Origin of the sequence: Pseudomonas putida (genome assembly GCF_009883635.2) — a bacterium.
Lineage (GTDB): Bacteria > Pseudomonadota > Gammaproteobacteria > Pseudomonadales > Pseudomonadaceae > Aquipseudomonas > Aquipseudomonas putida_W.
In genome coordinates this window covers 3,418,753-3,431,410 of record NZ_CP026115.2, presented here as the reverse complement: position 1 = coordinate 3,431,410, position 12,658 = coordinate 3,418,753, and the positions used below count along the sequence as shown (strand labels likewise).

The window sequence follows — 12,658 nt, the reverse complement described above, 5'->3', positions numbered from 1 at the left end:
CTGGATCCGCTGTTTCATTTAGTGGCGCTGGCCGGGTAGAACGCAGTCGCCAGTGCCTGCAAGGCGGTTGGCAGGCGCGGGCCAAGGCCACCCACCAGCAATGTCGGGTCGAGCGACACCAGGCGCTTGTCGCGCACGGCACGGGAAGCGGCCAGCGCCGGGTTTTCCTTCAGCAACGCCTGCAAGGCTTGCTCGCCGCTCAGCGCACGATCAGAGAACACCACGACATCCGGGTCGAGCGCCGCCAGCGCCTCATTGGAGAAGTTCTTGTAGCCTTGGTGCTCGGCCAGATTGTGTGCCCCCGCCTGGCGCAACACCCAGTCACCGGCGGTGCCCTGTCCGGCAATCAGCGGCTTGGCGCCGGCATGCCCGACCAGCAGCAACACGCCCGGTGCCTTGTGGTTCTGCTGAGCCTGCTTGACCTTCAACTGCAGCGCTTCGAGTTGCTGGTGATAGCCCGCCGCCAACTGTGCAGCTTTCTCCTCGGCCCCCAGCAAGGTACCCAGGTGCTTGAGGTTCTCGTCCACGGCAGCCACCTCGGCCTGGCTGGAGAACAACTCGACCCGCACACCCGCCTTGCGCACCTGCGCCAGCACGGGCGGCGGCCCCATCTCTTCGGTGCCCACCAGCACATCCGGGCGCAGGCTGAGAATGCCCTCGGCCGACAACTGCCGCTGATAACCGATACTCGGCAAGGCCTTCAGCGAGTCAGGGTGCTGGCTGGTGGTATCGACGCCCACCAGGCGTGGCTCGCCGCCCAGCTCAGTGATCCACTCGCTCAACGCCCCGCCAGCGCTGACCCAGCGCTGCGGCAATTCGGCGGCCAGGGCCTGGGTGGAAGCAACGAATGCAGCGCACAGGGCGAGCAAGGCAGCGGGACGGCGCATCATCGGATTCCTTCTGAAGGCGGGCCGCACGCCTTGTGGCGAGCGGCGGAACTGCGCACCATAGGCAGCCGGCGCAGCAAATGCGGCCGATTTGATAATTATTCGCACTGAAGCGTCAAGCCATCACTTTGTTTCACGAGCCTTCCCTGCAATGCATTTTCTCTGTCCTTCCGCAGCCTTGACCGAGGGCCACAGCCGCGCCTTCAGCGTAGACGGCATCGATCTGTTCGGTGTGCGCCGACACGGCCAAGTGTACCTGTACCGTAACCGCTGCCCTCACCGCGGCATCCCGCTGAACTGGGCGCAAGACGCCTTTCTCGACGACAGCGCCAGCCTGATCCACTGCGCCCATCACGGTGCGCTTTTTCTCATAGACAGTGGTGAATGCGTGGCCGGCCCCTGCGAAGGCGAGATACTGCAGGCCCTGGACTGCCATGAGGACAGCCAGGGCATCTGGTTCAAGGGGTGAGCAAAACCGGCAGCGGGCGATCAATGACGATCTGCTGGTCATCCAGGCGCACGCCGTAGGCCAGCACCTCGACCCCGTCCGCCACCGCTGCGCGCAGGGCGTTGGCATAGGCGAAGTCGATCTCCTCGGCAGGGCGCACCGCCTCGATGCCGGTGAGGTTCACGCAATACAGCTGCACCGCACGAATGCCCTGGCGGGCCAAGGCCGCCAACTCGCGCAGGTGCTTGGCGCCACGCTGGGTCACTGCATCCGGGAACGCCGCCACGGCAGTCTCCGGATAACCCAGGGTCACGCTCTTGACCTCGACATAAGCCGGCCCGTCAGCGAACTCCAGGCGAAAATCCACTCGGCTGCGCTCTTCGCCGTAAGCCACTTCTCGCTTCAGCGCGGTAAACCCGGCCAGTTCGTGGATCACCCCGCTGCGCAGTGCCTCTTCAACCAGTGCATTGGCGCGCCCGGTATTGATGCAGGCCAGGCGGCCCTGGGGCGTTTCGCTGATTTCCCAGGTACCTGGCAGCTTGCGCTTGGGGTCGTTGGAGCGGCTGAACCACACCTGCCCACCCTCGCGCATGCAATTGAGCATGGAGCCGGTATTCGGGCAGTGGATGGTCAGTTGCTCGCCATTGGCCAGTTCGATGTCGGCCAGAAAGCGCTTGTAGCGGCGCAGCAGGCGCCCTTGTTCAAGTTGAGGAAAAAACACCCTTTACCCCTGCCAGCTTTTCAGGCCACGGGCAATGCGCTCGACCGCCTGTTCCAGGCGCGGCAGGCTCTGGGTATAGGCAAACCGCACATGGTGGCCAGCCAGATGGCGACCGAAGTCCAGGCCGGGGGTGAAGGCCAGGTGCTCGGTTTCGAGGAAATGCTGGCAGAAGGCAAAGGCATCACCACCGAACGCACTGATGTCGGCATACAGGTAGAACGCCCCCTGCGGCTCGACGGCGATGCGGAAGCCCAGTTCACGCAGGGCTGGCAGCAGGTAGTCGCGGCGACGGGCGAATTCGGCACGGCGTTCTTCGAAAATCGCCAGCGTTTCCGGCTGGAAACAGGCCAGCGCCGCATGCTGGGCCATGCTCGGCGCACTGATGTAGAGATTCTGCGCCAGCTTTTCCAGGTCGGCCACGGCATTGGGTGGCGCCACCAGCCAGCCGAGCCGCCAGCCGGTCATGCCGAAATACTTGGAAAAGCTATTGAGGACGAACGCGGAGTCGTCGACTTCCAGCACACTCGGTGCGTCCATGCCGTAGGTCAGGCCGTGGTAGATCTCGTCCACCACCAGGTGGCCATGGTGCTCACGGGTGGCCTTGGACAGGCTGGCCAGCTCGTCGCGACCCAGCACGGTGCCCGTCGGGTTGGCCGGCGAGGCGACCAGGGCGCCGACGCTGTCCTTGTCCCAGTAACGTTCGAGCAGGTCGGCGGTCAGCTGGTAGTTGACCTCCGGCCCCACCGGCACCAGCTGCGCGCCGCCCTCGACCAGACGCAGGAAGTGGCGGTTGCACGGGTAACCCGGGTCGGCCAGCAGCCAGTGCTTGCCAGGGTCGACCAACAGGCTGCTGGCCAACAGCAGCGCCCCGGAGCCGCCCGGGGTGACGAGAATCCGCTCAGGGTCGATCTGCAGACCGTAACGCTGGCCATAGAACCCGGCGATGGCCTCGCGCAGCGCTGGCAGCCCGCGGGCGGCGGTATAACGGGTGTGGCCGGCGGCCAAGGCGGCCTGGCCGGCAGCGACGATCGGTGCGGCGGTGGTGAAGTCCGGCTCGCCGATTTCCAGGTGGATCACATCATGGCCGGCCGCTTGCAGCTCGTTGGCCCGCGCCAGCAACGCCATGACGTGGAAGGGTTCGATGGCGCGGCTGCGCGCACTGTAGGGGTGGGCCATGACCTTCTCTCAATTGGGTCTAAACTGTTGATTCTACCTTTGCACGGCACCGAACGTGCGCCGCGCGCTGCGGTCAACACCTAGGATCGGGCGGGGTAGCGCACCCCCGATCTATCTGGTAAGTTCGGCGGCTCGCAGTCGCAGGGCCGGCGGGTGCCGGAGATGGAGCATCCTGCGCATTGGATCAGATGAGTGAGAGGCGGTCTATTCATGTCCACCGTAGAAAAGCAAAAAACCGGTCAGACCATGTACGGTGTCGAGCCCTATAAAGAGACCAAGGGCGAGGAGTACATGGGCGAGCCCATGCGCAAGCACTTCACCAAACTCCTCAATGCCTGGAAAGGCGAGCTGATGGTCAGTGTGGACCGTACCGTGGACCACATGAAGGACGAAGCAGCCAACTTCCCCGACCCGGCCGACCGTGCCAGCCAGGAAGAAGAATTTGCACTGGAGCTGCGCAACCGCGACCGCGAGCGCAAGCTGATCAAGAAGATCGACAAGACTCTGCAGAAGATCCAGGACCAGGATTACGGCTGGTGCGATTCCTGCGGTATCGAGATCGGTCTGCGCCGTCTGGAAGCCCGCCCGACCGCCGACCTGTGCTTCGACTGCAAGGAAATCTCGGAGAAAAAGGAAAAGACCGTCGGCAAAGGCTGACACTTCTTCCATCCGAACGGGGCGCATCATGCGCCCCGTTTCATTTATATGCCCGGCAATGCCATGAAAGACTCCCGCTACATCGGACGCTTCGCCCCCACCCCGAGCGGTTTCCTGCACTTCGGCTCGCTGGTCGCCGCCCTCGCCTCCTGGCTCGACGCCCGCGCCGTAGACGGCCGCTGGCTGCTGCGCATGGAAGACACCGATCCGCCGCGGGAAATGCCCGGCGCCCGCGACGCGATCCTGCAGACCCTCGAACGCTACGGCCTGGAATGGGATGGCGAGGTGGTATATCAGAGCCAGCGCCACGAAGCCTATGCCGCCGTGGTCGATCGCCTGTTCAGCATGGGCCTGGCCTATGCCTGTACTTGCTCGCGCAAGCAGCTGGAAGGGCACAACGGCATCTACCCAGGTTTTTGCCGTAATGCCGGTCATGCCCGTGAGGGCGCGGCGATCCGGTTGCGGGTGCCAGAACTGATCTACCGCTTTACCGACCGGGTGCAGGGCGAGTTCCAGCAGCACCTGGGCCGTGAGGTGGGCGACTTCGTCATTCAACGGCGTGATGGGCTGTATGCCTATCAACTGGCGGTGGTGCTGGACGATGCCTCGCAGGGCGTCACCGACATCGTGCGTGGCGCAGACCTGCTCGACAACACCCCGCGCCAGCTCTACCTACAAGAGTTGCTGGGCTTTTCGCAGCCGCGTTACCTGCATATTCCACTGATCGTGCAGCCGGACGGGCACAAGCTGGGCAAGTCGTACCGTTCGCCGCCGTTGCAGGCGGAGCATGCGACGCCGCTGTTGTTGCGGGCGTTGCGGGCATTGGGGCAGGAGACCGACCCGCAACTGCTGCTGGCAACGCCAGCCGAAGTGCTCGATATCGCTCGCCAGCAGTGGCGGCCAGAGGGCATTGTCCGGCAGGCAACGATGCCAGAGGCTGATTTGCACTAAACCAGGCCTGGCCTCTTCGCGGGTCAAGCCCGCTCCTACAGGATCGTATTCGCGCTGGCTTACGCGGTCTCCTGTAGGAGCGGGCTTGACCCGCGAAGGGGCCAGTACAGGCGAAATACCTCTCGAAATCAAAAGCCCAGTAAATTCAAACCCTTGGCGAACCCTATGGATTCCCGCTAGCATCCCCACAGCCATTTGCGCCAATAATAAGTCCAAGCCCGCAGCGCCCAACCATCGAGGCCAGCATGTACATCTATCGTTTGGTCCTGCTTCTGGTCGTGGGGATCTACCTGTTCTCCCCGGCCATCATGGACTGGTGGATCGAACCTACCGGTGCCTGGTACCGCCCCTACCTGCTCTGGCTGATCCTGATCGTCGTCACCTTCATCCTGCAGAGCCAACGAGATGCCGATGAGCTTTAGCCTGACCCAGATGATCCTGATCAGCGCCGCGTACCTCATGGTGCTGTTCGGCGTGGCCTGGATCAGCGAACGTGGGCTGATCCCACGCTCCATCATTCGCCACCCGCTGACCTACACCCTGTCGCTGGGCGTCTACGCCAGCGCCTGGGCCTTCTATGGCTCGGTGGGCCTGGCCTACCAGTACGGCTACGGTTTCCTCGCCTGTTACCTGGGGGTGTCCGGTGCATTCCTGCTGGCACCGGTGCTGCTGTATCCGATCCTCAAAATCACGCGCACCTACCAGTTGTCGTCGCTGGCCGACCTGCTGGCGTTTCGCTTTCGCAGCACCTGGGCTGGCGCGCTGACCACGATCATCATGCTGATCGGCGTGCTGCCCTTGCTGGCACTGCAGATCCAGGCGGTGGCCGACTCGATCAGCATTCTCACCGGCGAGCCGGTCAAGGCCCGGGTGGCCTTTGCCTTCTGTACGCTGATCATCCTGTTCACCATCTTCTTCGGCTCGCGCCACATCGCCACGCGTGAGAAGCACGAAGGCCTGGTGTTCGCCATCGCCTTCGAATCGGTGATCAAGCTGCTGGCCCTGGGCGGTATTGGCCTATATGCGCTGTACGGCGTGTTCGGTGGCCCACATGAACTGGAAGTCTGGCTGCTGCAGAACCAGACCGCCCTGGCGGCGCTGCATACGCCGCTGCAGGAAGGCCCTTGGCGCACCCTGTTGCTGGTGTTCTTCGCCTCGGCCATCGTCATGCCGCACATGTACCACATGGCCTTCACCGAGAACCTCAACCCGCGCGCGCTGGTCAGCGCCAGCTGGGGCCTGCCGCTGTTCCTGCTGCTGATGAGCCTGGCCGTGCCACTGGTGCTATGGGCCGGCCTGCGCCTGGGCGCCAGCACCAACCCCGAGTACTTCACCCTGGGCCTGGGGATCGCCGCCAACAACCAGGCACTGACACTGCTCGCCTACGTCGGCGGTCTTGCGTCCGCCAGCGGGCTGATCATCGTCACCACGCTTGCCCTGTCTGGCATGGCCCTCAACCACCTGGTGCTGCCGCTGTACCAGCCACCGGCCGAGGGCAATATCTACCGCTGGCTGAAATGGACGCGCCGCGCACTGATCGTCGCCATCATCACTGCCGGGTTCGTCTTCTACCTGACCCAGAACAACCACCAGAGCCTGGCCAACCTGGGTATCGTCGCCTTCGTCGCCACTCTGCAGTTCTTGCCTGGTGTGCTGTCGGTGCTGTACTGGCCGACCGCCAACCGCCGCGGTTTCATCGCCGGCTTGCTGGCCGGGACCCTGGTGTGGATGGTGACCATGCTGCTGCCGCTGCTGGGCAACCTGCAGGGCTTCTATATCCCGTTGCTGGACATGATCTATGTGCTCGACGACACCAGCTGGCACATGGCGGCCATTGCCTCGCTGGCGGCCAACGTCCTGCTGTTCACGCTGATTTCGCTGTTCACCAATGCCAGCAGCGAAGAAGTCAGCGCCGCCGAAGCCTGCGCGGTGGACAACGTACGCCGGCCGCAGCGCCGCGAGCTGCATGCCGCCTCGCCGCAGGAGTTCGCCACCCAGCTGGCCAAACCACTGGGCGCCAAGGCGGCGCAGAAGGAGGTCGAGCAGGCCCTGCGCGACCTCTACCTGCCGTTCGACGAGCGCCGCCCCTATGCCTTGCGCCGCCTGCGTGACCGTATCGAGGCCAACCTCTCCGGCCTGATGGGGCCAAGCGTGGCCCAGGACATGGTCGAGACCTTCCTGCCGTACAAGTCCGGTAACGAAAACTACGTCACCGAGGACATCCACTTCATCGAAAGCCGCCTGGAAGACTACCACTCGCGCCTCACCGGCCTGGCTGCCGAGCTCGACGCCCTGCGCCGCTACCACCGCCAGACCCTGCAGGAGCTGCCCATGGGCGTCTGCTCGCTGGCCAAGGACCAGGAAATCCTGATGTGGAACAAGGCCATGGAAGAGCTGACCGGCATCGCCGCCAAGCACGTGGTCGGCTCACGCCTGGTGACCATCAGCGAACCCTGGCGCGGCCTGCTGCAGGGCTTCATCAACGTGCCCGACGAACACCTGCACAAGCAGCGCCTGGCGCTGGACGGCCAGCCGCGCTGGCTTAACCTGCACAAGGCGGCTATCGACGAGCCCCTGGCGCCCGGCAACAGCGGCCTGGTGCTGCTGGTCGAAGACCTCACCGAAACCCAGGCCCTGGAAGACAAGCTGGTGCATTCCGAACGCCTGGCCAGCATCGGCCGCCTGGCTGCCGGCGTGGCCCACGAAATCGGCAACCCGATCACCGGCATCGCCTGCCTGGCGCAGAACCTGCGCGAGGAGCGCGAAGGCGATGGTGAAATCATCGAGCTGTCCAGCCAGATCCTCGAACAGACCAAGCGCGTGTCGCGCATCGTCCAGTCGCTGATGAGCTTCGCCCACGCCGGCGGCAGCCATCAGAACAGCGAAGAACCGGTGTGCCTGGCCGAGGTGGCGCAAGACGCCATCGGTCTGCTGGCATTGAACCGGCGCAATTTCGAAGTACAGTTCTTCAACCTCTGCGACCCGGACCATTGGGCCGAGGGGGATCCGCAGCGCCTCGCCCAGGTGCTGATCAACCTGCTCTCCAACGCCCGCGATGCCTCGCCGCCCGGCAGTGCCGTGCGTGTGCGCAGTGAAGTCAGCGAGCACACCGTCGACCTCATCGTCGAGGACGAAGGCAGCGGGATCCCGAAGAACATCATGGACCGCCTGTTCGAGCCATTCTTCACCACCAAGGACCCGGGCGAAGGAACCGGACTGGGGCTCGCTCTGGTCTATTCCATCGTGGAAGAGCATTATGGGCAAATCACCATCGACAGCCCGGCCGACATCGAACGGCAACGTGGCACCCGGATCCGCGTGACCCTGCCCCGGCATGTCGTAGCGACGTCCCCTGAAATTCGAGACCGTCGAGAGAATTGAATCAATGCCGCACATTCTGATCGTCGAAGACGAAACCATCATCCGCTCGGCCCTGCGTCGGCTGCTCGAACGGAACCAGTACCAGGTCAGCGAAGCCGGCTCGGTGCAGGAAGCCCAGGAACGCTTCAGCATTGCCACCTTCGACCTGATCGTCAGCGACCTGCGCCTGCCGGGCGCCCCGGGTACCGAGCTGATCAAGCTTGGCCAGGGCACACCCGTGCTGATCATGACCAGCTACGCCAGCCTGCGCTCGGCGGTGGACTCGATGAAGATGGGCGCGGTGGACTACATCGCCAAGCCCTTCGACCACGATGAAATGCTCCAGGCCGTGGCGCGCATCCTGCGCGACCGCCAGAATGCCCCTGCTGCCGCGCCAGCCGCGGCCGCCGAGCCGCGGGCCAACGGCAAGGCAGCGCCAGCCGACAAGGCTGCCAGTACCGCCAATGGCGAGATCGGCATCATCGGTTCGTGCCCGCCGATGCAGGACATGTACAGCAAGATCCGCAAGGTTGCGCCCACCGACTCCAACGTGCTGATCCAGGGTGAGTCGGGCACTGGTAAAGAGCTGGTTGCCCGCGCGCTGCACAACCTGTCGCGGCGTGCCAAGGCGCCGATGATTTCGGTGAACTGCGCGGCGATTCCGGAAACCCTGATCGAATCGGAGCTGTTCGGCCACGAAAAAGGCGCATTCACCGGCGCCAGTGCCGGCCGTGCCGGCCTGGTTGAAGCCGCCGACGGTGGCACCCTGTTCCTCGACGAAATCGGTGAACTGCCGCTCGAAGCCCAGGCGCGCCTGCTGCGCGTGCTGCAGGAAGGCGAAATTCGCCGGGTCGGTTCGGTACAGTCGCAGAAAGTCGACGTGCGCCTGATCGCCGCGACCCACCGCGACCTGAAGAACCTGGCCAAGGCCGGGCAGTTCCGCGAAGACCTTTATTACCGCCTGCACGTGATCGCCCTGAAGTTGCCGGCCCTGCGCGAGCGCGGCAGTGACGTCAACGAGATCGCCAATGCCTTCCTCGCCCGCCAGAGCGCGCGCATCGGCCGTGACGACCTGCACTTCTCGGCCGAGGCCGAGCAAGCCATTCGTCATTACAGCTGGCCGGGTAACGTACGCGAGTTGGAAAACGCCGTGGAGCGCGCAGTGATCCTCAGCGAGAGCGCGGAAATTTCCGCCGACATGCTGGGCATCGACATCGAGCTGAGCGACCTTGAAGAGGATGACATCCTCGACAATGCCCTGGTCGCGGCCAGCGCCAGCAGTGCCAGCCATGAGCCGACCGAGGACCTGTCGCTGGAGGACTACTTCCAGCACTTCGTGCTCGAGCACCAGGACCACATGACCGAGACCGAGCTCGCACGCAAGCTCGGTGTCAGCCGCAAGTGCCTGTGGGAGCGGCGCCAGCGCCTGGGCATCCCGCGGCGCAAGAGCAACGCGACCAGCGACAATTGAGTACGGCGCGGCATATTTGTCGCCCGTGAGACCGAGCGCCGCCCGCGCGGCGCATCGCGAGCTGCGCTCGCTCCTACGTTTGTTTCTGGCCAATAACGCCTGTGCCAGGCCCGCGCGGCCGCCTTCTTGGGACGACGCCATATCGCGCCATGCGCCCACGCGTCCGCACGCAAATCCCCCAGAAATGATTGGCCCGAAACAGACGTAGGAGCGAGCGCAGCTCGCGATGCGCCGCGCGGGCGGCGCTCGATCTCACAGGCGCTGAACGCCTCAAGGCAAACACCCGGTAACACCTCAGTTCCCGCACAAATCTGTTACCCAACCTTTCCGACGTAACAGTTCCCGAGGCGTACGGTAACGAAAAATCTACATTTTCGACCTGCCGAAATCTGCCAAATCGCCTCAACCCCTTGATTTTACTGGGTTTCGAAAAGTTGGCACGGCACCTGCTATATGTCTGGTACAAGAACAATAACAAGCACAGCAACTCAGAATAAGAACAAGACGAAACGGCTCACGCACAATAAAAACAAGACGGCGGAGGCGCAGCTAACTGATTCTTTTGGAGAGGATGCGTGTTTGGGGCTTGCCCCACGACCAGGCAGAGAACAACAAAAACTGCACTTAAAAGCAGCGCCTGAACTGGTTGGATCGAAGGATCAACGTGACATCAGCGGCCAAAGCAATCCGTTTGCTCTTTACCCCTGGATTGGGGGTCGTCCACAAGCTTCGAGATTTGTGGACAGGGCACTCAACAAAAACAAGAAGCCCAGTAAAAAAACAATAAGAGCACGCAACGACTTCTTGGGGAGCTTAGGCTCCCCTTGTCGTTTCTCCCCTTCGGCAGGCTCTCCTGCTACCGCCTACACCATTCCCCGAGTAAATGCTAGAATCCCCGCCCATCATGCGGCCATTCTCCTATTCTTGGCCGAACATTCCTTCAAACAGTGCATCCCATGCTGAAGAAGCTGTTCCAGTCGTTCCGCCCTCCCGTACCGGGCCAGCACCACAGGCGCACCACGCCTGAGGTGATCAACAAGAGCCAACACTCGCTGCAGCGCCACCAGTTCAGCCGCCACGCGGTGAACATCGTCGAGCGCCTGCAGAGTGCGGGCTACCAGGCATACCTGGTCGGTGGCTGCGTCCGCGACCTGATGCTGGGCATCACGCCCAAGGACTTCGACGTCGCCACCAGCGCCACGCCCGAGCAGGTCCGTGCCGAATTCCGCAACGCGCGCATCATTGGTCGGCGCTTCAAGTTGGTCCACGTGCATTTCGGCCGTGAGATCATCGAAGTCGCCACTTTCCGCGCGCCCCACTCGGAAGACGACCAGGGCGACAGCCACCGTTCGTCGCACAATGCCAGTGGTCGTATTCTGCGTGACAACGTGTACGGCACCTTGGAAGAAGACGCGCAGCGCCGCGACTTCACCATCAACGCCCTGTACTACGATCCGGTCAGCGAGCGCATCCTCGACTACGCCAACGGCGTGCACGACATCCGCAACCGTCTGTTGCGCCTGATCGGCGATCCGACCCATCGCTACCAGGAAGACCCGGTGCGCATGCTGCGCGCGGTGCGCTTTGCGGCCAAGCTCGACTTCGGCATCGAGAAGCACACCTTCCAGCCGATCCGCAAACTGGCCCCGCTGCTGCGCGAGATCCCGCCAGCACGCCTGTTCGAGGAATGCCTCAAGCTGTTCCTCTCTGGCCAGGGCGCCATCGCCTTCGAAATGCTGGTCGACCTGGAGCTGTTCGAGCCGCTGTTCCCGGCCAGTGCCCATGCCCTGGACGAGCGCCCGACCTACACCCATACCCTGATCAGCCAGGCGCTGAACAACACCGACCTGCGCGTCAAGCAAGGCAAGCCGGTCACCCCGGCCTTCCTGTTCGCCGCCCTGCTCTGGCCAGCCCTGCCAGGCCGCGTGCTGCACCTGCAGAGCCAAGGCGTGCCGCCGATTCCGGCCATGAACGGTGCGGCCCACGACCTGATTGCCGAACAGTGCGCGCGCATCGCAATTCCGAAGCGCTTCACCCTGCCGATCCGCGAGATCTGGGACATGCAGGAACGTCTGCCGCGCCGCAGTGGCAAACGTGCCGACCTGCTGCTCGACAACCCACGCTTCCGTGCCGGTTACGACTTCCTGCTGCTGCGCGAAAGCGCCGGCGAGGAAACCGACGACCTCGGCCAGTGGTGGACCGATTACCAGGATGCCAACGACAGCGAGCGCCGCGAGATGATCCGCGAGCTTGGCAGCCGTGACGAAGGCACCGGTGCCGGCCCACGCAAACGCAAGCGCAGTGGCAGCAAGCGCAAGCGCAGCGGCGGCGATGAGGCGTTCGAGTGACCACGCGCGCCTTCATCGGCCTCGGTAGCAATCTGGACGCGCCCGCAGAACAGCTGCGCAGCGCCTTGCAAGCGCTCGACCAGATTGCCGACAGCCGCCTGGCGGGCGCATCGGCGCTGTACACCAGCGACTCGCTGCTGCCAGGCCAACCGCGTTACACCAACGCGGTAGCAGCCCTCGACACCACTCTGGCACCGCTGGACCTGCTCGACGCGCTGCAGGCCATCGAGAACGACCAGGGCCGCGTGCGCCAGGAGCGCTGGGGCCCGCGCACCCTCGACCTGGATATCCTGCTGTTCGGTGACCAGGTGATCGACGTGCCACGCCTGCAGGTGCCGCACTACCATATGCATGCGCGCCCCTTCGTGCTCTACCCCTTGGCCGAACTGGTGGCGGATGACTTCTGCCTGGCCGATGGCCGCGCCCTCACCCAGTTGCTCGAAGCGTGCCCGTTCGTCGGTCTGGAACGCCTGTAAACCGGGCGTTTGAGACATTATTCAGAACACGGTAACGCCAGTAACACCCTGTTAGTAACATTGCGGTAACAGGGTGATTGACTTCCCCTACCTCGCTCACGACTATAGGCGTCCCGTGTGGCACCAAAGTGCCGCACACCCGTATTTAGGCCCGGACGGACCT

The 12,658-nt window shown here is 63.7% G+C and carries 11 protein-coding genes; 8 read left to right on the top strand and 3 right to left on the bottom strand.

Annotated elements, in window-relative coordinates; genetic code table 11:
* Positions 1-14 precede the first annotated feature (14 nt).
* On the bottom strand, positions 15-890 hold the full coding sequence (locus tag C2H86_RS15610) for a heme/hemin ABC transporter substrate-binding protein (RefSeq protein WP_159408822.1): 876 nt from the start codon (positions 888-890) through the stop codon (positions 15-17).
* Positions 891-1,038: 148 nt separating this feature from the next.
* Here C2H86_RS15610 and C2H86_RS15605 point away from each other — a divergent pair, with 148 nt between their 5' ends.
* A complete protein-coding gene (locus C2H86_RS15605; RefSeq protein WP_159408821.1) occupies positions 1,039-1,356 on the top strand; it encodes a Rieske (2Fe-2S) protein in 318 nt (105 codons plus the stop codon).
* On the opposite strand, the gene sfsA is transcribed toward C2H86_RS15605, so the two are convergent.
* Positions 1,346-2,056: a DNA/RNA nuclease SfsA gene (gene sfsA / locus C2H86_RS15600; RefSeq protein WP_159408820.1), complete on the bottom strand. Its 711-nt coding sequence runs from the start codon at positions 2,054-2,056 to the stop codon at positions 1,346-1,348. The genes C2H86_RS15605 and sfsA overlap by 11 nt on opposite strands.
* Before the next feature lie 3 nt (positions 2,057-2,059).
* On the bottom strand, positions 2,060-3,232 hold the full coding sequence (locus C2H86_RS15595) for a pyridoxal phosphate-dependent aminotransferase (protein WP_159408819.1): 1,173 nt from the start codon (positions 3,230-3,232) through the stop codon (positions 2,060-2,062).
* A gap of 210 nt (positions 3,233-3,442) precedes the next feature.
* Here C2H86_RS15595 and dksA point away from each other — a divergent pair, with 210 nt between their 5' ends.
* The 7 genes from dksA to folK all read left to right on the top strand — a co-directional run bounded on the left by dksA (position 3,443) and on the right by folK (position 12,495).
* Positions 3,443-3,889 carry an RNA polymerase-binding protein DksA gene (gene dksA, locus C2H86_RS15590; RefSeq protein WP_103448934.1) on the top strand — a complete coding sequence of 149 codons (447 nt, stop codon included), beginning with the start codon at positions 3,443-3,445 and terminating at the stop codon, positions 3,887-3,889.
* A 63-nt stretch (positions 3,890-3,952) separates the two neighbouring features.
* A complete protein-coding gene (gene gluQRS, locus C2H86_RS15585; RefSeq protein ID WP_159408818.1) occupies positions 3,953-4,840 on the top strand; it encodes a tRNA glutamyl-Q(34) synthetase GluQRS in 888 nt (295 codons plus the stop codon).
* A gap of 245 nt (positions 4,841-5,085) precedes the next feature.
* The gene (locus C2H86_RS15580; protein ID WP_003250005.1) at positions 5,086-5,262 is read left to right on the top strand and encodes a hypothetical protein; all 177 of its coding nucleotides are present in this window, start codon (positions 5,086-5,088) and stop codon (positions 5,260-5,262) included.
* Positions 5,246-8,221, top strand: a complete 2,976-nt coding sequence (locus C2H86_RS15575; protein ID WP_163985974.1) for a sensor histidine kinase — start codon at positions 5,246-5,248, stop codon at positions 8,219-8,221. The genes C2H86_RS15580 and C2H86_RS15575 overlap by 17 nt, the downstream gene beginning before the upstream one ends.
* Positions 8,222-8,225: 4 nt before the next feature.
* Positions 8,226-9,671 (top strand): sigma-54-dependent transcriptional regulator, encoded by a 1,446-nt coding sequence (locus C2H86_RS15570; protein ID WP_159408816.1) that lies wholly within the window; start codon positions 8,226-8,228, stop codon positions 9,669-9,671.
* A 956-nt stretch (positions 9,672-10,627) separates the two neighbouring features.
* Complete coding sequence (locus C2H86_RS15565) at positions 10,628-12,019, top strand: polynucleotide adenylyltransferase PcnB (protein ID WP_159408815.1); 1,392 nt, start codon at positions 10,628-10,630, stop codon at positions 12,017-12,019.
* Positions 12,016-12,495 carry a 2-amino-4-hydroxy-6-hydroxymethyldihydropteridine diphosphokinase gene (gene folK, locus C2H86_RS15560; RefSeq protein ID WP_103448925.1) on the top strand — a complete coding sequence of 160 codons (480 nt, stop codon included), beginning with the start codon at positions 12,016-12,018 and terminating at the stop codon, positions 12,493-12,495. Before C2H86_RS15565 ends, folK begins: the two co-directional genes overlap by 4 nt.
* Positions 12,496-12,658: the final 163 nt, after the last annotated feature.